This window comes from Rhodococcus sp. P14 (assembly GCF_000256505.1).
GTDB lineage: Bacteria > Actinomycetota > Actinomycetes > Mycobacteriales > Mycobacteriaceae > Rhodococcus > Rhodococcus ruber.
Genome location: NZ_AJFC01000221.1, coordinates 1 through 19,121, shown reverse-complemented (window position 1 = coordinate 19,121; position 19,121 = coordinate 1). Strand labels below are relative to the sequence as shown.

The window sequence follows — 19,121 nt, the reverse complement described above, 5'->3', positions numbered from 1 at the left end:
AGACACGAACCCGCCGGTGGATTATCAGCTTTACCACAGGAACGCGGGGGTGTCGCGCGGGAGCGCGGCGCCACCCCCGTCGCCCGCTGTGACACCATGGTGAGCCGTGACCGCTACACCCCCGGACTCGGCCGCCGCGACCCCCGCCCCCGCGGCCGGCGACACCCCTTCGCACACTCCCCGCACGCTGCCCGCCGGTATGCCGGTCGTCGCGATGGTCGGCGGCGGTCAGCTCGCCCGCATGACCCACCAGGCCGCGATCGCGCTCGGCCAGACCCTGCGGGTGCTGGCCGCGAGCCCGGACGATCCGGCCGCCCGGGTCAGCCCCGACGTGGTACTCGGCAGCCACACCGACCTCGACGCGCTGCGCAGTGCCGCGACCGGCGTCCACGCCCTCACGTTCGACCACGAACATGTGCCCACCGAGCACCTCGAGGCGCTGCAGCGCGAAGGCGTCAGCGTGCAGCCGCCGCCGCAGGCCCTGATCTATGCGCAGGACAAGCTCGCGATGCGTCGGCGCCTCGCCGAGCTCGGCGCACCGGTGCCGCCGTTCGCCGAGCTCACCTCGGTCGAGGAACTCACCGCTTTCGGCGACGAGCACGGCTGGCCCGTCGTGATCAAGGCCGCCCGCGGCGGCTACGACGGCCGCGGTGTGTGGATCATCGGCGACGTGGACGAGGCGCAGCGGATCGTCGCGGAGCAACTCGCCGCCGGGGTGCCGCTCATCGCCGAAGAGAAGGTCTCGTGGCGGCGGGAGCTGTCCGCGATGGTCGCGCGCTCGCCGTTCGGGCAGGGCGCGAGCTGGCCCGTGGTCGAGACGGTGCAGCTGAACGGGCAATGCGCCGTCGTCATCGCGCCCGCCCCGAACCTGCGGGCCGACGTCGAAGCCGCCGCCGAACAGCTGGCCCTGCGCATCGCCGCCGAACTCGGTGTCGTCGGGGTCATGGCCGTCGAGCTGTTCGAGACCGAGACCGGCGAGTTGATCGTCAACGAACTCGCGATGCGGCCGCACAACTCCGGGCACTGGGGCATGGACGGTGCCCGCACCGGCCAGTTCGAGCAGCACCTGCGTGCGGTGCTCGACTACCCGCTCGGCGACACGTCGCCGATCGCGCCGGTGACGGTGATGGCGAACGTGCTCGGCGCCCCCGAGGCGCCCGAGATGAGCATGGACGAGCGGCTGCACCACCTGTTCGCCCGGATGCCCGACGTGCGTGTGCACCTCTACGGCAAGGGTGAGCGCAAGGACCGCAAGATCGGGCACGTCAACGTGCTCGGGGACGCGACCGGGTCGATCGACGACCCGCAGTACGTGGCGGCGGTGCGCGAACGCGCGGAGCGCGCGGCGCACTGGCTCTCGCACGGAGTGTGGACCGACGGATGGGATTCTCACGGTGACTGACGGAGCACAGGTCGGCCTGATCATGGGCAGCGACTCGGACTGGCCGACGATGCAGGCTGCGGCCGAGGCGCTCGTCGAGTTCGGCATCCGCTTCGAGGTGGGGGTCGTCTCGGCCCACCGCACCCCGCAGCGCATGCTCGACTACGCCCGCGACGCCGCCGGACGTGGCATCAAGGTGATCATTGCCGGCGCCGGCGGCGCCGCGCACCTGCCGGGCATGGTCGCCTCCGCGACGCCCCTTCCGGTGATCGGCGTGCCGGTGCCGCTGAAGTACCTCGACGGCATGGACTCGCTGCTGTCGATCGTGCAGATGCCCGCCGGGGTGCCCGTTGCGACCGTCTCCATCGGCGGAGCCCGCAACGCCGGGCTGCTCGCCGCCCGCATCCTCGGCGCGGCCGACCCCTCGCTGCGGGAACGGATGGAGCAGTTCCAGGCCGGCCTCGAGCAGATGGTGCTCGAGAAGGACGATGCGTTGCGGCAGAAGCTGCTCGGCTGACTTCGTGCACGTACGCGCGCTTTTCGGTCGTCCGCGCTCGAAATCGAGCGCGCGGACGACTGCGCGCCGCGCGGATCGTTCTGTGCGCGCGTCGCGCGGTGACCCGCAGGCCCGCGCGGTGACGGCCCTGGCGCTGTTGTGGGCGCGCGTGTGGGGCGGCCGCATCGACTTCGACGACGAGTTCGGTCTCTACCTCTGCACCGGAATGCGCGGCGGCTACGCCCGCTCGGGGACGACGATCGGCGGGGCGTTCCTCACCGGCCGGTCACCGTCGCGCCGGATCCTGCGGCACGAGGCGGTCCACGCCGATCAGTGGGCGCGGCACGGCATCGGCTTCGCGATCCGATATCTCCGGGAAGAGCTGCGCCGTCCCGGTGCCCGCAACCGGTTCGAGATCGAGGCCGGCCTCGCCGACGGCGGCTACACCGGCGGGGTCAGCCGTCCAGACGGGCGGTGATCTTCTCGCTCGCGGCCCGTCGCTCCGTGGCCGCCGGATCCGGGTTGCTCACCTGCACCAGCGACGCGCCGGCGGCGAGGACGGCGAGCAGGCCCTCGATCAGTGCCTGCGGGGTGCTCCAGTCGCGGCTCGACAGCACCCGGTCCGCACCCGTGATGCCTGCGGCCGCGGCGGCGTCCCGGGCCGCGGCCACCACGTCGTCGGCCGTCCGTCCGTCGAGCACCGGCCCGCCGTCCCCGGCGGAGCGGAACTGGTCACCGTGCACCCGCACGTGCGTCGCATAGTCGGTGACCCCGACCGGCAGGTCCGGCACGGGCCGGCCGAACGCGTCGAGCGAGAGGACCGCGACCTCGGCGGCGTCCGCGACCTCGTCGAGACGGTCTGCGGTGACCAGCGCGAGATCCGCGTCGTCGGGTTCGAGCACCACCTCGGCGCCGGCCCACCACGCGCCGAGCAGGACCGCGGCGCTCTGCCAGTGGGCCGGGAGCAGGACGGCCACCCGCCCGCCGGGCAGCAGGCCGAACTCGTCGCGCACCATGTTCGCCGTCTTGGCGGCCCAGTTCGCGAGGGTGACCGCGGACAGCTCGATCCGGGCGCCGGATTCGTCGTCGTACCACGTGATGCGGGGGCCCGCCGGGTCGGCGGCCAGGATCGGATCGAGCAGGGTGTCGGTCAGCGTGGTCACAGTGTCCTCGTTCGTCAGTTCACACAGCGGGGGCCGGTGGAGCCGGCATCGATCGGCGGGCCGGGCGGAACGGACGTCGGGGTGGCCCCGGCGCTCACGAGTTCCGAGCCGGAGGCCACGGAGGTGACGCTCGCGTCCGCGCCCGGACCCGTGTAGTCCTCGGTGAGCACCACCCGCACCGTGTCGGCGTCGAGCGCCGGGTCGGCGGCGGTCGCCAGGCCGCCGAGTGCCGCCGCGACGGCACGCGCCTGGTCGGACCGGGGGTCGGCGGCGAAGACCGTCGACTCGTCCACTGCGCGGCCGGTGTGGTTGCCCACACCACCCTCGACGAAGCCGTCACCGACGAGCGCGGCCGCCACGCGGGAGGCCAGACCGGCGACGCCGCCGGCGTTGGCGACGTCCACCGTGATCGTGCCGGCCTCGACGTCCGGTGCCGGATCCGTCGTGGCCTGCGACCCGCCGTCGCCCGGATCGACGAGGTCGGCGACGAAGCTGCGCACCTCCTCCGGATCCACCTGCACCACGGATTCGCCGTAGTCGGTCATCGCGTTGAGGTCCTGGACGGGGATCGTCGAGAACTGCACGGCGCCGCCGGCCAGGTCCTGCATCCGGGTGGCCAGATCGAGGATGTCCCAGTCGGAATCGAGGACCACCGACCGCTGCACGGCCGCGCTGAGCTGGTTCAGCTTGGACGGGTTGCTCAGCGTCTTCGCGCTGAGCACCTTCTGCACGAGCGACGCCATGAACACCTGCTGCCGCACGATCCGGTCCAGGTCCCCGCGCGGCAGGTCGTGGCGCTGCCGGACGAAACTCAGAGCGTCCGCGCCGTCGAGGGTCTGCTCGCCGGCGGGGAAGTTCGCCCCGGACAGCGGCTCGTCGACCGCGTTGTTCAGGCAGACGTCGACGCCGCCGACGGCATCGGTGAGCAGCACGAACCCGAGCAGACCGACCTCGGCATAGTGGTCGACGGTGACGCCGGTCAGGTCGGCGACCGACTCGACCAGCGCCTCCCGGCCTGCCTGCGTGGCCGCCTTCTCGGCGGCCGCGTCGGACTCGCCCGCCTCGACGAGTCGCAGCCGCTCGGTCTCCTTGGTGGCGCCGAACGCGGCATTGATCTTCGACATGCCGATGTCGGGCACCTCGACGTAGGTGTCGCGGGGGATCGAGATGGCGGTCGCCGAGGTGCCGTCGAGCGGCACCCGGATCAGGATGATCGTGTCGGTGTTGTTCGCCACCTCCTCGCCGGCCCGCAGCGCGTCGAGTTCGCGCTGGGACAGCGGATTGCCGTGGGCGTCGGTGCGGCTGTCGGTGCCCACCAGGAGGATGTCGAGGGCGCCGTCCCGGCCGTCGCCCAGGGTGAGCCCACCCACGGTGGCGAGGGAGGAACGCAGCGAATCGATACCGCGCCACGCGACGCCGGTGGCGACCAGGGTGAGCGCCGCGGCGACGGCGACGGCGATCCGCAGCGGCCGCCCGCGCAGGACCCCCGATCCTCCCCCCGCGTCGCGCGCCGGAGCTCGGCGTGTGGGCGGTTCTGGCGGCACCTGGCGGTCCTCTCGTCGGGCGTCGGGGTCGCACCCAGGCTACTGCCGTGACGGCGGCCCTTGTGGCACCCGCCGCGGCGTGCCCGGCTCGTACCGGGTGACAGCCGCCGGGGCATGCCACACTCGTGCCCGTGCAGACCGTTCTCGTCACCGGAGCCCGCGGACAACTGGGCCGTCACCTGCTCGCCCGCGGCGCCGCGGCCGGCCTCCGGATCCGGGGCGCCGGGTCGGAGGAGGCGGACATCACCGATCCCGGCGCGGTCGCCGCGCTCGTCGAGCCCGGCGCCGTCGTGCTCAACTGCGCCGCCTACACCGCGGTCGACGCGGCCGAGACGCATCCCGAGGACGCCGCCGCGGTCAACGAGCACGGCCCGGCCAACCTGGCCGCCGCGTGCGCCGCAGCCGGCGCCCACCTGATCCACGTGTCCACCGACTACGTGTTCGCCGGCGACGGGAACCGCCCGTACCGGGTCGGCGATCCGACCGGGCCGCGCACCGTCTACGGGCGGACCAAGCTCGCCGGGGAGCGGGCGGTGCTCGACCGGCTGCCGAGCGCCCACGTGGTGCGCACCGCGTGGCTCTACACCGGTGACGGCAACGACTTCGTCGCCACCATGCTCCGGCTCGAACGCGAACGCGACACGGTGCGCGTCGTCGACGACCAGGTGGGCTGCCCCACCTACGCCGCCGATCTCGCCGACGGGATCCTCGAACTCGCCGCCCGCGCGGGTGCGGTGCCCGGCGGGGTCCTGCACGCGACGAACTCCGGGGAGGCCAGCTGGTTCGACCTCGCTCGTGCGGTGTTCGCCGAGGCGGGTGCCGACCCGGGCCGGGTGCAGCCGTGCGGCAGCGACGAGTTCGTGCGCCCCGCGCCTCGTCCGGCGTACTCCGTCCTCGACGGCAGCGCATGGGCCGCGGCCGGGCTGACGCCGCTCCGGCCGTGGCGGCCGGCACTGCGGGCCGCGATCGGCGCACTGCGGACCCGGGCGTGATTCGGCGCGGCCGAGGCCGGCGGCTAAGGTGACGGCGTGAGTTCGACGCTGACCGTGGTGACGGTGACCTACTCGCCCGGTGAGCATCTGGAGCACTTCCTGACCTCGCTGACCGGCGCGACGAACCTGCCCACCCGGGTGATCCTGGCGGACAACGGGTCCACCGACGGCTCTCCGGAAGAGGCCGCGGCGCGGCACCCGAACGTGCGGCTGCTGCACACCGGCGGCAACATCGGCTACGGCGGTGCCGTGAACCGGGCCGTCGCGGAGGTCGACCCGGCGGAGGAGTTCGTCGTCGTCGCCAATCCCGACGTGCGCTGGGGACCCGGGTCGCTGGACCGGCTGCTCGAGGGGGCGCGTCGCTGGCCGCGGGCCGCGTCCCTGGGCCCGCTGATCCACGAGCCCGACGGCACCGTCTATCCGTCGGCGCGATCGGTGCCCGGGCTGGTCTCCGGCGCGGGGCACGCGTTGCTCGGCACGGTGTGGCCGAAGAACCCGTGGACGCGGCGGTACCGGCAGGAGAACGAGACCGTGTCGGAACGGGCGGTGGGGTGGTTGTCCGGCTCGTGCCTGCTGGTGCGGCGGGCGGCGTTCGATGCGGTCGACGGCTTCGACTCGCGCTATTTCATGTACATGGAGGATGTCGATCTCGGCGACCGGTTCGGCCGGGCGGGCTGGCTCAACGTGTACGTGCCCTCGGCGGAGGTCACGCACGCGAAAGGGCACGCTGCCGGCCGGCATCCGGAGCTCATGCTGCCGGCCCACCACGAGAGCGCCTACCGGTTCCAGGCGGACCGGCACCCGCATCGGTGGCAGGCGCCGCTGCGATGGACGCTGCGGGTCGGGCTCGCCGCCCGGTCGAGGATGTCGGTGGCCGCGGCGGCGCGCGAACGGGCGCGGACGGCCGAGGCGGGTAACACCACGGAACAGGGGACACGATGACGAACGATGCTGCGCCGCACACCGATGCGGTGATCCTGGTGGGCGGGCAGGGAACCCGGCTGCGGCCGCTGACGCTGTCCGCGCCGAAGCCGATGCTGCCCACCGCCGGCGTGCCGTTCCTGACGCATCTGCTCACCCGTATCCGCGCGGCCGGCATCAAGCACGTGGTGCTCGGTACCTCGTTCAAGGCGGAGGTCTTCGAGGACTACTTCGGTGACGGCTCGGAACTGGGACTCGAGATCGAGTACGTCACCGAGGCCGAGCCGCTGGGCACCGGCGGCGGCATCCGCAACGTCCTGCCCCGGTTGCGGGCCGACAACGTCATGGTCTTCAACGGTGACGTTCTCGGGGGAACGGACCTCGGCGCGGTGCTCGACACACACCTGCGCACCGACGCCGACGTGACCCTGCACCTGGTGCGTGTCGGCGACCCGCGCGCGTTCGGGTGCGTGCCCACCGACGAGGAAGGCCGGGTGACCGCGTTCCTGGAGAAGACGCAGGATCCGCCGACGGACCAGATCAACGCCGGCTGTTACGTCTTCAAGCGCGAGATCATCGAGTCGATCCCCGAGGGTCGTCCGGTGTCCGTCGAACGTGAGGTCTTCCCGTCCCTGCTGGCGGAGGGCAGGCGGGTGTACGGGCACGTCGATGCGGCCTACTGGCGGGACATGGGCACGCCGGAGGACTTCGTCCGCGGCTCGGCCGACCTGGTGCGCGGCATCGCGCCGTCGCCCGCCCTGGGTGGCCAGCGCGGCGAATCGCTCGTCCATCCCGGTGCCTCCGTCGCGCCCGGCGCCCTGCTGATCGGGGGCACGGTCGTCGGCCGCGGCGCCGAGATCGGCGCCGGCGCACGTCTGGACGGTGCGGTGATCTTCGACGGCGCGCGGGTCGAGGCCGGTGCGGTGATCGAGCGGTCCATCATCGGATTCGGCGTCCGCGTCGGCCCCCGCGCCCTGATCCGCGACGGCGTCATCGGCGACGGCGCCGACATCGGGGCGCGCTGCGAGCTGCTGCGCGGCGCCCGGGTCTGGCCCGGGGTGCAGATTCCCGACGGCGGGATCCGTTTCAGCACCGACGTATAGCGCGGGGGATCTGCGATGAAGTTCGAACGATATGTGGCACTGGGGGATTCGTTCACCGAAGGCGTCGGGGACCCGGATCCGGCCCGGCCCAACGGGTTGCGGGGCTGGGCGGATCTCGTCGCCGAGGAACTCGCCCGCGACAATCCGGAATTCGGATACGCCAATCTCGCCGTGCGCGGACGACTGCTGCGCCCGATCCTCGACCAGCAGCTCGACGTGGCAGTGGCGATGCGGCCCGACCTGGTGACGATCTATGCCGGCGGCAACAACCTCATGCGCCCCAAGCTCGATCTCGACGCGCTGGCCGCCGAGTACGACGAGGCGATCGGCAAGCTCGCCGCGACGGGTGCCCGGGTGCTCGTGTGGACGGCCTACGACGGCAGCTGGGCGCCGGTGTTCCGGATCCTGCGCGGACGCTGGGCCGTCTACAACGAGCTCGTCCGGGAGATCGCCGACCGGCACGGCGCGACGATCGTCGACTTCTGGCGTTTCGCGGAGTACCGCGACCTGCGGATGTGGGATTTCGACCGGCTCCACATGTCGTCGGCCGGCCACCGGAACATGGCGATCCGCGTGCTCGATCTCCTCGGTGCGGCACACACGCTCACTCCGACCGAGTTCGAGGCCGCGCCGGTGGTGTCCGCGGCGAAGCGGGCCGAGGACCGCCGGTGGGCGCGGGAGTTCCTGATTCCCTGGGTCGGGCGGCGTCTGCGCGGCACGTCCTCCGGGGACGGTATCGCGCCGAAACGCCCCACGTTGCAGCCGGTCTAGCCGGCCGCCCGGACGCGTGCGCCGGCGAGGCCGAGCAGGTGCCCGAGGGTGTCGTGCTCGGCCTCGGGCGGTAGCGCATCGACGGGCCACCACCGCAGGTCCGTCGATTCCGTGCTCCGGACGGGTACGGCCCCCGGTGGCGCGACGACGAGGAACCGCAGGTCGAGATGCCGGGTCGGGCGACCGAGCGAGCAGGTGATCGGGTGGGTGTGCGCCGAGAGCAGTTCCGGATCGATGGTCAGATCCTCGATTCCGGACTCCTCGGTCGCCTCCCTCAGCGCCGCGTCGACGACCGTCTCGTCGGATTCCTCGCAGTGCCCGCCGAGCTGGATCCACCGTCCCACCCGGGGATGGAGGGTGAGCAGCACGTGCCGACGGTCGGCATCGAGCACGAGCGACGACGCGGTGACGTGGCCGGGAACGTGCCGGCGCAGACATCCCTCGGGTGCGGCGTCGAGAAACGCCAACATGGTGTGCCGCAGCGACTCCGCGTCCGCCGAATCGGTCCGCCAGGCCCGCAGCCGGTCGACGGCCGAGGCGTGCAGTGTGGACGCGCTCACCTCACAGCTCCAGCAGCAGGTCGCCGGCCGCGGGGGCGACGCGCGGCGTCGCCGGCTCGAGGGGATGTCCGACCGCGATCGCGCCGAGCGGCGACCAGTCCGCGGGCAGGCCGAGTTCACGCCGCACGACGTCCGGGGCGAAGATCGTCGACCCGATCCAGCAGCTGCCGAGCCCGCGGACGGCGAGCGAGACCAGCAGCCCCTGTACGGCGGCGCCGGCGGCGACGGTGAACATCGTGGCCTCGGCGGCGGTACGCCGGGCGTCGGGGTAGCGGTGGGCGCCGTCGGGAACCCAGAACGGGATCACCACCTCGGGCGCGTCGTAGAGGATGGCACCGCGGCCCACCCGTCGGTCGATCGCCGCCGGGGCGAGCCCGTCGCCGGCGAGATCGGCGGCCCAACGCTCGCGCATGCGGTCGAGCAGCCGGCGGCGCACCTGCTCGGTGCGGACCCAGACGAACCGCACCGGGTGGGTGTGGTGCGGCGCCGGAGCGGTGAGGGCCTCGGCGACGGCCTCGCGCAGGTCTTCGGGATCGACCGGTTCCGAGGAGAATTCCCGCACCGACCGGCGCAGCAACAGCGCCTCGCGGCGGCCGGACTCGAGTGCCTCGGCGGTGCCGAGCCAGAACAGGTCGTCCTCGCCGCGGCGGATGAGTTGCTGGGCGGTGGAACCGTTGTCGGGCAGGTCGAGGCCACGGATCACCGCGACCGGAACCCCGCCCAGCTTGCCCTTGACGAGGTCGCCCGCGGCCGCGATCTCGTCGGCGACGGCCACGGAGGTGACGAACAGTTCGTTGCCCTGTCCGTCACGAGATCCCGCGTACTCGTGCAGGACCGGGATACCGGCCGCCCCGATCGCCGCGTCGGTCTGGCCGACGCGCCAGGCCCGGCCCATCGTGTCGGTGACGACCACCGCGACGCTCACGCCGAGCAGTGTCCGCAGACGCTCGCGCAGTGCCGCGGCGCTCGCATCCGGATCCTCGGGCAGCAGGGCGAGTTCGGAGGCGGCGACGTTCGAGCCGTCGATCCCGGAGGCGGCCTGCACGATCCCGAGCCGGTTCTCGGTGATCAGGGTGCGTCCCTTGCGCGCGAGCACGCGCACCGCCTCCTGGTCGACGAGGCGGCGCCGGAGCGCGTCGCGGGCGTCGGGGTCGGTGGGGGAGTCCACGATGCGGCCCTCGACCTTGGAGAAGATCTTGCTGGTGACGACGAGGACGTCCCCGTCGGCGAGCCAGGGGGCGGCGTCGGCCAGTGCGGCGGCGAGGTCGTCGCCGGGCCGGAACTCGGGCAGGCCCGGCACCGGGCGGATCTCGATCGGCCGCCCGGGGGAGTGGTCGCGCACTCCGGCGGCGGTGCCGACGGCCGTGTCGGAGGGCGTAGTCACAGCGTCACTCCTGCCAGTTCGAGTGCGGCGCGAGCCATTTCGGCTGTCGCGTCGGGATCGGTCATGAGCAGCGGCACGCTGCGCACCTCGACGCCGGGCACGTCGGCGGTGTCGGTGGAGTGGATCAGCCAGCCGTCGAGCAGGCCGGCGCCGCTGCGGGCCCCGTAGTGCCGTCCCACCCCCTGAGCGGTGGTCTCGACTCCGATCACGCCGAGGCAGGCGTCGGCCATGCCGCGCAACGGTTTTCCGTCGATCACCGGCGACAGGCCGACGATCCGCGCGGACGTGGTGCGCAGCGCGCCGCGCAGTCCCGGGATCGCGAGGATCGCGCCGATGCTGACCACCGGGTTGGAGGGAGCGAGGATCACCGCATCCGCCGATTCGATCGCCGCGAGCACGCCCGGGGCGGGGGCGGCCTTCTCGGCGCCGATGTGCGCGAAGCTGTGCGTGGGAACCTGGGCGCGGTGCCGGACCCACCATTCTTCGAAGTGCACGGCGCGCTGCTCGCCGTCGACCGGATCGGTGATGACGACGTGGGTCTCGCTGCGGTCGTCGGAGACCGGGAGGAGGGTGACGCCGGGCTTCCAGCGGTCGCACAGCGCCTCGGTCACGGCCGAGAGCGGGTACCCGGCGCTCAGCAACTGGGTGCGCAGCAGGTGGGTCGCGATGTCGCGATCGCCGAGGCCGAACCAGTCCGGGGTGGCGCCGTACGCCGCCAGCTCCTCCTTCGCGTGCCAGGTCTCGTCGGCCCGGCCCCATCCGCGTTCGGCGTCGATCCCGCCGCCGAGGGTGTACATGCACGTGTCCAGGTCGGGGCAGATCCGCAGCCCGTGCATCCAGACGTCGTCGCCGATGTTGACGATCGCGGTCACCCGGTGCGCGGCGTCGGGGTCGAGGTCGCGGCCGGGTTCGATGCCGAGGAGCCGGCGCACGCCGGTGAGAAAACGCGCACCTCCGACGCCGCCGACCAATACAGTCACGTTCACAGGGCAAGCGTAGGCGGTGTGCCGCGAGAGCTGCCGGGGTGCCTGCGCGCCCGGGCGGCAGGTGCGCAGCGGCGCGGAGGAGAACCCCGGATGGTAAGGCAGCGGCACCGCTCGGCTTGACCGCGACACGCCCCACGTGTCTAATCACATAAGTGTCATTTCCAGTGAACCGGAGCCGAGATCGGTTGGGGTGAACTGTATTCGAACGCATGTTCGATCGGAATGGCGCGGAGTGGGCCGGTTTCGACGAGAGTTGCAGCGCTGCAGGTGAGGAGGCGAACGATGGCCGACGAGCGCGAATGGTTCGAGAGCTCTCGGATCGACACTGCAGGCATCGGCACGGCAGGCGAGGACGTCCGGGACATCGACGGCATCGGGGGGGACGCGTCCGCGCGGCCCGTGCTCAGTCTGATCGATGGTTTCGGCGACCCGTCCGACGGTGTCGACGAACAGTGGCAGGAACGCGCGTTGTGCGCGCAGACGGATCCCGAGGCGTTCTTCCCCGAGAAGGGGGGATCGACCCGGGAGGCGAAGCGGATCTGCTTGGGGTGCGAGGTCCGGGACGAATGTCTCGAATACGCGCTGGCCAACGACGAACGCTTCGGCATCTGGGGCGGTCTGTCGGAGCGCGAGCGGCGACGCCTCAAGCGCGGCATCGTCTGAGGCGTCAGTCCTCGTCGAAGCCACCGAGTTCGGGGTCGACGACCTCGGGCTCGACGCCGAGGTACGTCGCGACCTGGTGTACGAGGACGTCGTGCACCAGGTCGGTGAGATCCTCGGGATCCTTCGCCCGCAGTTCGAGCGGGCGGCGGAAGAGCACGATCCGGGCCCGCGTCGCCGCGCCACGCCGGTCGATCCCCGCCGGGACGAGCCGCGACAACGGCACCGGGCCGTCCGCGACCACCTCCGACGGCCAGGTCACCGAGTCCGGGTCGAGGGCGCGGATCTTGGGCACCTCGTCGACGGCGATGTCGAGTTTGGTCAGCCGGTCGTGCCACTGCGCGTCGATCGGGGCGAAGGCCCCCAGCACGAGTAGATCGAACTTCTCCGCGCGCGAGCGCCACGCCGGCACCTCGTGCGGGAACAGCGGGCCGCGCACACCACGGCCGCGACGCGCGACCGAGCGGGACGTCACGGGTCTGGGACGGCGCGATCGGGGCATGCCTGGACAGTACGACACGCAAATCCGTACCCGGTTCTCCGGTGTGTCCGGATAGTCCCGGAGCGCACGGCGCGCTACTCTCCGACTGTGAGATCACTGCGTCGATGCTGCCGGCCTGGGTGCAAGAACCCTGCTGTTGCGACGCTGACCTACGTGTACTCGGACTCCACCGCAGTCGTCGGGCCCCTGGCGACGGTCGCCGAGCCCCACTCGTGGGATCTGTGCGAATCGCACGGCTCGCGGATCACCGCACCGAAGGGGTGGGAACTGGTCCGGTACGAAGGTGCCTTCACCGCCGGTACCCCGGACGAGGACGACCTGACCGCCCTGGCCGAGGCGGTACGCGAAGCCGGGCTCGGCGAGCGGGGCCGCACCGACTCCGACGACACCGATTCCGGTGTCCCCCCGGCGCTGGCCGCACCCCCTACCGCCCGCACCGGCCGGCGTGGTCATCTGCGCGTGTTGCCCGATCCCACGTCCTGATCGTCGCGCACTAGGCTGACCGTGCCCCGCCGCGGAGGCGGCGGCGCCAGTCGACGATCAGGAGCAGCAACAGTGGCGAGAACTGCCGAGTCCGTGTCCGCCGTGGTCAAGGCGTACGACGTGCGTGGCCTGGTGGGAGAACAGCTCGACGCCGGATTCGTCCGGGACGTCGGAGCCTCCTTCGCCCGCCTGATGCGTGACGGCGGCGCCACCCGCATCGTGATCGGGCACGACATGCGCGCCTCGTCCCCGGAGCTGTCCCAGGCCTTCGCCGCCGGCGTCACCGCCCAGGGGCTCGACGTCGTCCACATCGGCCTGGCCTCCACCGACCAGCTGTACTTCGCGTCCGGGATCCTCGAGGCTCCGGGCGCCATGTTCACCGCGAGCCACAACCCGGCGCGCTACAACGGCATCAAGCTGTGCCGGGCCGGGGCCAAGCCGGTCGGACAGGAGACCGGGCTCGCCACCATCGCGGCCGAACTCGTCGCCGGCGTCCCGGACTTCGACGGAGCCCCCGGCGCCGTCACCGAGCGGGACGTGCTGGCCGACTACGCCGCGTTCGTCCGCTCCCTGGTGGACCTGTCCGCGATGCGCCCGCTGAAGGTCGCCGTCGACGCCGGCAACGGCATGGGCGGGCACACGGTGCCCGCGGTGTTCGGCGCGCTCCCGATCGACCTCGTGCCGCTGTACTTCGAACTCGACGGAACCTTCCCCAACCACGAGGCCAATCCGCTCGATCCCGCCAACCTGGTGGACCTGCAGAAGCTGGTGCGCGACTCGGGGGCCGACCTCGGCCTCGCGTTCGACGGTGACGCCGACCGCTGCTTCGTCGTCGACGAGCGTGGTGAGCCGGTCACGCCGTCGGCGGTCACCGCGCTGGTGGCCTCGCGCGAACTCGCGAAGGAACCCGGATCGACGATCATCCACAATCTCATCACGTCCCGCGCGGTGCCGGAGCTGGTCACCGAGCTCGGGGGCAAGCCCGTCCGCACCCGCGTCGGGCACTCGTTCATCAAGCAGCAGATGGCCGAGACGGGGGCCGTGTTCGGCGGCGAGCACTCGGCGCACTACTACTTCCGCGACTTCTGGGGCGCGGACTCGGGCATGCTCGCGGCCCTGCACGTGCTCGCCGCGCTCGGTGGCCAGGACCGGCCCCTGTCCGAGCTGATGCGCGAATACGACCGGTACGCCGCGTCCGGGGAGATCAACTCCACCGTCGACGACGCCACGGAGCGCACCGCCGCCGTGCTCGAGGCCTTCGGCGACCGTGCCGAAGCCGTCGACCGGCTCGACGGCGTGACCGTCGATCTCACCGACGGTGCCTGGTTCAACCTGCGGGCCTCCAACACCGAGCCCCTGCTGCGGCTCAACGTCGAGGCCCGCACGGCCGAGCAGGTCGACGCGCTGGTGAGGGAAATCCTGGCCATCGTGCGCGCGTGACGGAATTATCCGTGGCGGGGATAATCGAGATCCCGGGGCGCGGTCCCGGGTCGGTGCGAGTCGGAAGGACGGTGGCGCAGCCATGACGGCTCCCTCTTCGATCCTCGACTTGGACGACACCGGTGCCCTGATCGACGCCGACGTCGACGGGATCCTGCGATTCGCCGCGCTCGGCGGGGCACAGATCCGCGCCACCGCCGCGGCCGTCGACGAGCAGATCCTCGATCGCCTGCACGGCCTGCACCCGCGCAGCGTGGTGCTCGTGTGCGGCGACGCGCGCGCGGCCCGCGCGGGCGAGCTGGTCGTCGCGATGCTCGCGGCGCGCTCGGCCGTGCCGCTGGTCACGGCCCCCGTCACCCCGCCCTGGGTCGGCCCGCTCGACGTCGTCGTCGTGGCCGGTGACGACGCCGGCGACCCCCAGCTCGTCGAATCGGTCGCCGCGGCCCTGCGGCGCGGCGCCGAGGTGGTCGTCGACGCCCCGGACGAGGGACCGATCCGGGCGGCGGCGGCGGGCCGGGCGATGCTGCTGCCGCCGCGGATCCGGGTGCCGGTGGCGTACTCGCTCCTACGGCACCTGGCGGTGTTCCTCGCGGTGGTGGCGGCGATGGAGGCCACCCGCACGGCAGGCGCGGTTCCCCCGCTGGCCGATCTCGCCGACTCGGCCGACGGCGAAGCCGGCCGCGACCAGCCTGGCAGTGAGGTGTTCCGGAACCCGGCGAAGGCGCTCGCCGCCCGCATCCAGTCCCGGCGGGTCGCCCTGGCGGGTGACTCGGCGGTGACGGCCGCGCTGGCCCGGCACGCGGGGGAGTCCCTGCTGCAGGTGGCCGGCGTGATCGCCGCGGCGGCGGCGTTGCCGGACGTTCTCGCCGCACGGGACCGGCTCGTCGCGATACCCCCGGCGGGTGGGGAGTCGTACGATCCGTTCTTCCACGACGAACAGCTCGACGGGCCGGTGCCCGCACCCCCGGCGCGGGTGTTCGTGGTGAGTGTGGAGGAAGATCGGCGGCAGGCGGAGCGGCGCGCGGCAGCGCTGCCGGACATGGAGTTGGTATCGGTGGTGGGGGAGTTCGAGGCGAAAGCGGTGCCGTCGGTGCCGGAGCAGGTGGCGGTGCTGGCCGTGCGATTCGAGATGGCCGCTGCCTATCTGCGGTTGGTCGGTGGTCGGTAGTGCTCCGACTCGAAGGTGCGCTGCGTTCGTATGCCTGGGGTTCGCGCACCGCGATCGCGGCACTGTGCGGCCGGACGGTGCCGTCCGCTCATCCGGAGGCGGAACTGTGGCTGGGTGCGCACCCCGCAGACCCGGCGCGGGTGGTGAGCACCAACGGTGACGGCCCGGGTGGGGGCACCTCCCTGCTCGATGTCCTCGAGGCCGACCCGGGTGGGCATCTCGGGCCGGCGACACTGAGCCGGTTCGGGCCGCGGCTGCCGTTCCTGCTCAAGTTGCTCGCCGCCGAGGAACCACTGTCGCTGCAGGCGCATCCGAGTGCCGAACAGGCTGCCGAGGGCTTCGCCCGGGAAGAGGCCGCGGGCCTGCCCCTGGAGTCGCCGGTGCGGAACTACCGCGATGCGAGCCACAAGCCCGAGCTCGTCGTCGCCCTCACCCGGTTCGAGGCGCTCGCCGGCTTCCGGGATCCGCACCGCACCGTCGAGCTGCTCGCCGCCCTCGAGGTACCCGAACTCGATCCGTACGTCGGGCTGCTCGCCGGGCAACCCGACTCCGACGGCCTGCGGGCGCTGTTCACCATCTGGATCACCCTCCCGCAGTCGGTGCTGTCGGCCCTGCTGCCGCGGGTACTCGACGGCTGCGTGACCTACCTGGCGACGCACAACGGCGACGGCGTAGCCCCGTTCGCCGAGGAAGTGCGGACAGTGCTGCAGCTCGCCGAGTTCTATCCCGGCGACGCGGGCGTACTCGCCGCGGTCCTGCTCAACCGGATCACCCTCGAGCCGGGACAGGGCCTGTTCCTCGCAGCGGGGAACCTGCACGCGTACCTGCACGGCATGGCCGTCGAGATCATGGCCAACTCGGACAACGTGCTGCGCGGCGGACTCACGCCGAAACACGTCGACGTGCCGGAGCTGCTGCGAGTGCTCGATTTCCGGCCCGTGGACGTGCCGATCCTCGAGCCCGAGCCGGCCGGCCCGGGGGAGGTGCGCTACCGGACTCCTGCCCCGGAGTTCGCCCTGTCGCGGATCGATCTCGCCCCCGGCTCGGGTGCGGCGCCGGACGGCGTCGCGCTGCCGCCGTGCGGTCCGCAGATCCTGCTGTGCACCTCCGGGTCCGCCGGCGTGGAATGCGAGGGGCGGACCCTGCAGCTGGCGGCCGGGCAGGCGGTCTGGCTCTCCGCGTCCGACCCGGCCGTCACGGTGCGCGCCGCCGGCGGGCCGGCGCAGCTGTTCCGCGCCCGGTTGGCGGAGACGGGCATCCCCGTCGACTGACGTGGACCGGCCCGGCGGCGACGGACGCTCGTGTTGACGGGATCGGCCCCGCGTGAAACCGTCGCGGCATGTCGATCGTGCACGAATCCGCCACCGCCGGGGAGCCTCCGCGAGCCGGGGAACCCGAAGACCGGCAGCGCGTACCGTTCCACGAGGCCAGCCGGATGCTGCTGCGCAATTCGGTGCTCGATGCCATGCGGGACCTGCTCACCGCCCGTGACTGGTCCGCGATCACCATGACGGACGTCGCGCGGGGTGCGGGCGTGAGCCGGCAGACCCTGTACAACGAGTTCTCGTCGCGGCAGGGCCTCGCTCAGGCGTACGCACTGCGCCTGGTCGATCAGTTCGTCGACGCCGTCGACGACGCGATCTACACCCACGTGGGACAGGCGCGCCCCGCCCTCGTCGAGGGGTTCACCTCGTTCTTCGTCGAGAGCAGTGCCGACCCGCTGATCCAGTCCCTGCTGCGCGGCGAGGCCAAGCCGGATCTGCTGCGGCTGATCACCACGGACGCGGCGCCGCTCATCGAGCGGGCCTCCGCTCGGCTCTCGGAGACCTTCCAGCGCAGCTGGGTACAGGCGTCCGCGGCGGATGCGGGCATCCTGGGGCGGGCGATCGTGCGCGTCGCGATGAGCTACATCTCCATGCCGCCCGAGTCCGACCGGGACGTCGCCGCGGACCTGGCCGAGCTGCTCGGCCCGTTCATCGATCGCTCCGCCCGGCGCGACTGAACAGCGAGTTGTATAGCCTGTTGGCAGAACCGACTGCCAACAGGAGAGGCATCCTCACGTGTCCGACAACAAGCTCGTGGCCGACCAGCGGAACGGGATCGACTTCAAGGTCGCCGATCTGTCCCTCGCCGAATTCGGCCGCAAGGAGATCCGGCTGGCCGAGCACGAGATGCCCGGTCTGATGGCGTTGCGCCGCGAGTACGCGGAGGTGCTGCCGCTGAAGGGTGCGCGGATCTCCGGCTCGCTGCACATGACGGTGCAGACGGCCGTGCTGATCGAGACGCTCGTCGCCCTCGGCGCCGAGGTGCGCTGGGCCTCGTGCAACATCTTCTCGACCCAGGACCACGCCGCCGCCGCGGTCGTCGTCGGCCCGCACGGAACCCCGGAGGAGCCGAAGGGCGTACCGGTGTTCGCATGGAAGGGTGAGACGCTCGAGGAGTACTGGTGGGCGGCCGAGCAGATGCTCACCTGGCCCGCCGCCGCCGACGGCACCCCGCGCCCGGCCAACATGATCCTCGACGACGGTGGCGACGCCACCATGCTGGTGCTCAAGGGCGCGCAGTTCGAGAAGGCGGGCGTGGTGCCGCCGGTGGACGAGGACCACGACTCCGCCGAGTACCGGGTCTTCCTGGCGCTGCTGCGCGAATCCCTCGCACAGGACGCCAAGAAGTGGACCGCGATCGCCGAGTCGATTCGCGGCGTCACCGAGGAGACCACCACCGGCGTGCTGCGGTTGTACCAGCTCTCGGCCGGCGGCGATCTGGCGTTCCCCGCGATCAACGTCAACGACTCGGTCACCAAGAGCAAGTTCGACAACAAGTACGGCACCCGGCACTCGCTGCTCGACGGGATCAACCGCGGCACCGACGTCCTCATCGGCGGCAAGGCCGCCCTGGTGTGCGGTTACGGCGACGTCGGCAAGGGTTGCGCGGAGGCGCTGCGCGGGCAGGGTGCGCGGGTGTCGGTCACCGAGATCGACCCCATCAACGCACTGCAGGCGCTGATGGACGGCTTCGACGTCGTCACCGTCGAGGGCTTCATCGAGCAGGCCGACATCGTGATCACCGCGACCGGCAACAAGGACATCATCACCTTCGATCACATGCGTCGCATGAAGCACCAGGCCATCCTGGGCAACATCGGCCACTTCGACAACGAGATCGACATGGCCGGCCTCGAGCGGGCGACGGACGTCACCCGCATCAACATCAAGGCGCAGGTCGACGAGTTCCGCTTTGCAGACGGGCATTCCATCATCGTGCTGTCCGAGGGCCGGTTGCTGAACCTCGGCAACGCCACGGGTCACCCGTCGTTCGTGATGAGCAACTCGTTCGCCAACCAGGTGATCGCCCAGATCGAGCTGTGGACCAAGCCGGACGAGTACGACAACGAGGTCTACCGTCTGCCCAAGCACCTGGACGAGAAGGTCGCCCGCATCCACGTCGAGGCCCTCGGTGGTGAGCTGACCAAGCTGTCCAAGGACCAGGCCGAGTACATCGGGGTCGACGTCGAAGGCCCGTACAAGCCCGAGCACTACCGGTACTGAGCGCGGGAATCGCAGGACA

General features: G+C 72.0%; 20 protein-coding genes. 14 read left to right on the top strand and 6 right to left on the bottom strand.

The window, feature by feature from the left end:
• Positions 1 to 106: 106 nt before the first annotated feature.
• The 3 genes from OEY_RS0115510 (at position 107) to OEY_RS0115500 (ending at position 2,355) form a co-directional block, all read left to right on the top strand.
• Complete coding sequence (locus tag OEY_RS0115510) at positions 107 to 1,402, top strand: 5-(carboxyamino)imidazole ribonucleotide synthase (protein ID WP_010594768.1); 1,296 nt, start codon at positions 107 to 109, stop codon at positions 1,400 to 1,402.
• A complete protein-coding gene (purE, locus tag OEY_RS0115505; protein WP_010594767.1) occupies positions 1,395 to 1,898 on the top strand; it encodes a 5-(carboxyamino)imidazole ribonucleotide mutase in 504 nt (167 codons plus the stop codon). Before OEY_RS0115510 ends, purE begins: the two co-directional genes overlap by 8 nt.
• Before the next feature lie 82 nt (positions 1,899 to 1,980).
• Entirely contained in the window at positions 1,981 to 2,355 is a 375-nt protein-coding gene (locus OEY_RS0115500) for a hypothetical protein (protein ID WP_010594766.1), read from the top strand.
• On the opposite strand, the gene OEY_RS0115495 is transcribed toward OEY_RS0115500, so the two are convergent.
• The gene (locus OEY_RS0115495) at positions 2,333 to 3,040 is read right to left on the bottom strand and encodes a TIGR03089 family protein (protein WP_010594765.1); all 708 of its coding nucleotides are present in this window, start codon (positions 3,038 to 3,040) and stop codon (positions 2,333 to 2,335) included. The two genes, OEY_RS0115500 and OEY_RS0115495, sit on opposite strands and share 23 nt — an antisense overlap.
• Positions 3,041 to 3,054: 14 nt before the next feature.
• Positions 3,055 to 4,584 carry an LCP family protein gene (locus OEY_RS0115490; RefSeq protein WP_010594764.1) on the bottom strand — a complete coding sequence of 510 codons (1,530 nt, stop codon included), beginning with the start codon at positions 4,582 to 4,584 and terminating at the stop codon, positions 3,055 to 3,057.
• A 131-nt stretch (positions 4,585 to 4,715) separates the two neighbouring features.
• On the opposite strand from OEY_RS0115490, the gene rfbD reads away from it, so the two are divergent.
• Genes rfbD through OEY_RS0115470 form a run of 4 tightly spaced genes read left to right on the top strand, consistent with a single transcriptional unit; the run spans position 4,716 to position 8,371 of the window.
• On the top strand, positions 4,716 to 5,576 hold the full coding sequence (rfbD, locus tag OEY_RS0115485; protein ID WP_010594763.1) for a dTDP-4-dehydrorhamnose reductase: 861 nt from the start codon (positions 4,716 to 4,718) through the stop codon (positions 5,574 to 5,576).
• Between the two features lie 36 nt (positions 5,577 to 5,612).
• Complete coding sequence (locus OEY_RS0115480; protein ID WP_010594762.1) at positions 5,613 to 6,518, top strand: glycosyltransferase family 2 protein; 906 nt, start codon at positions 5,613 to 5,615, stop codon at positions 6,516 to 6,518.
• A complete protein-coding gene (locus tag OEY_RS0115475) occupies positions 6,515 to 7,600 on the top strand; it encodes a sugar phosphate nucleotidyltransferase (protein ID WP_010594761.1) in 1,086 nt (361 codons plus the stop codon). The genes OEY_RS0115480 and OEY_RS0115475 overlap by 4 nt, the downstream gene beginning before the upstream one ends.
• A gap of 15 nt (positions 7,601 to 7,615) precedes the next feature.
• The gene (locus tag OEY_RS0115470; RefSeq protein ID WP_010594760.1) at positions 7,616 to 8,371 is read left to right on the top strand and encodes an SGNH/GDSL hydrolase family protein; all 756 of its coding nucleotides are present in this window, start codon (positions 7,616 to 7,618) and stop codon (positions 8,369 to 8,371) included.
• On the opposite strand, the gene OEY_RS0115465 is transcribed toward OEY_RS0115470, so the two are convergent.
• The 3 genes from OEY_RS0115465 to cofD are packed head-to-tail and all read right to left on the bottom strand — an operon-like array spanning position 8,368 to position 11,301.
• On the bottom strand, positions 8,368 to 8,931 hold the full coding sequence (locus tag OEY_RS0115465; RefSeq protein WP_010594759.1) for an NUDIX hydrolase: 564 nt from the start codon (positions 8,929 to 8,931) through the stop codon (positions 8,368 to 8,370). The two genes, OEY_RS0115470 and OEY_RS0115465, sit on opposite strands and share 4 nt — an antisense overlap.
• A gap of 1 nt (position 8,932) precedes the next feature.
• Positions 8,933 to 10,315 (bottom strand): coenzyme F420-0:L-glutamate ligase, encoded by a 1,383-nt coding sequence (locus OEY_RS0115460; protein WP_010594758.1) that lies wholly within the window; start codon positions 10,313 to 10,315, stop codon positions 8,933 to 8,935.
• Entirely contained in the window at positions 10,312 to 11,301 is a 990-nt protein-coding gene (cofD, locus tag OEY_RS0115455) for a 2-phospho-L-lactate transferase (protein WP_010594757.1), read from the bottom strand. The genes OEY_RS0115460 and cofD overlap by 4 nt, the downstream gene beginning before the upstream one ends.
• Positions 11,302 to 11,700: 399 nt before the next feature.
• Between cofD and OEY_RS0115450 the strand changes: the two genes are divergently transcribed.
• Entirely contained in the window at positions 11,701 to 11,964 is a 264-nt protein-coding gene (locus tag OEY_RS0115450) for a WhiB family transcriptional regulator (RefSeq protein ID WP_051059567.1), read from the top strand.
• A gap of 4 nt (positions 11,965 to 11,968) precedes the next feature.
• On the opposite strand, the gene OEY_RS0115445 is transcribed toward OEY_RS0115450, so the two are convergent.
• Complete coding sequence (locus OEY_RS0115445; RefSeq protein ID WP_040272457.1) at positions 11,969 to 12,463, bottom strand: metallopeptidase family protein; 495 nt, start codon at positions 12,461 to 12,463, stop codon at positions 11,969 to 11,971.
• A gap of 87 nt (positions 12,464 to 12,550) precedes the next feature.
• Between OEY_RS0115445 and OEY_RS0115440 the strand changes: the two genes are divergently transcribed.
• The 6 genes from OEY_RS0115440 (at position 12,551) to ahcY (ending at position 19,102) form a co-directional block, all read left to right on the top strand.
• Positions 12,551 to 12,946, top strand: coding sequence for a DUF3499 domain-containing protein (locus tag OEY_RS0115440; RefSeq protein WP_172603582.1), 396 nt, complete (start codon positions 12,551 to 12,553; stop codon positions 12,944 to 12,946).
• 72 nt (positions 12,947 to 13,018) lie between these two features.
• Complete coding sequence (locus OEY_RS0115435; protein WP_010594753.1) at positions 13,019 to 14,386, top strand: phosphomannomutase/phosphoglucomutase; 1,368 nt, start codon at positions 13,019 to 13,021, stop codon at positions 14,384 to 14,386.
• Positions 14,387 to 14,468: 82 nt separating this feature from the next.
• Positions 14,469 to 15,554, top strand: coding sequence for a hypothetical protein (locus tag OEY_RS0115430; protein ID WP_010594752.1), 1,086 nt, complete (start codon positions 14,469 to 14,471; stop codon positions 15,552 to 15,554).
• Entirely contained in the window at positions 15,554 to 16,825 is a 1,272-nt protein-coding gene (gene manA, locus OEY_RS0115425) for a mannose-6-phosphate isomerase, class I (protein ID WP_010594751.1), read from the top strand. Before OEY_RS0115430 ends, manA begins: the two co-directional genes overlap by 1 nt.
• A gap of 68 nt (positions 16,826 to 16,893) precedes the next feature.
• The gene (locus OEY_RS0115420; protein WP_010594750.1) at positions 16,894 to 17,556 is read left to right on the top strand and encodes a TetR/AcrR family transcriptional regulator; all 663 of its coding nucleotides are present in this window, start codon (positions 16,894 to 16,896) and stop codon (positions 17,554 to 17,556) included.
• 58 nt (positions 17,557 to 17,614) lie between these two features.
• The gene (ahcY, locus tag OEY_RS0115415; RefSeq protein ID WP_010594749.1) at positions 17,615 to 19,102 is read left to right on the top strand and encodes an adenosylhomocysteinase; all 1,488 of its coding nucleotides are present in this window, start codon (positions 17,615 to 17,617) and stop codon (positions 19,100 to 19,102) included.
• The last annotated feature ends 19 nt before the right edge of the window (positions 19,103 to 19,121 follow it).

What these genes read in the sequence shown, in the direction of transcription:
- OEY_RS0115445 (WP_040272457.1), bottom strand. Translation starts at nt 12,463, where the DNA reads ATGCCCCGATCGCGCCGTCCCAGACCCGTGACGTCCCGCTCGGTCGCG.
- OEY_RS0115420 (WP_010594750.1), top strand. Translation starts at nt 16,894, where the DNA reads ATGTCGATCGTGCACGAATCCGCCACCGCCGGGGAGCCTCCGCGAGCC.
- OEY_RS0115430 (WP_010594752.1), top strand. Translation starts at nt 14,469, where the DNA reads ATGACGGCTCCCTCTTCGATCCTCGACTTGGACGACACCGGTGCCCTG.
- OEY_RS0115475 (WP_010594761.1), top strand. Translation starts at nt 6,515, where the DNA reads ATGACGAACGATGCTGCGCCGCACACCGATGCGGTGATCCTGGTGGGC.
- OEY_RS0115470 (WP_010594760.1), top strand. Translation starts at nt 7,616, where the DNA reads ATGAAGTTCGAACGATATGTGGCACTGGGGGATTCGTTCACCGAAGGC.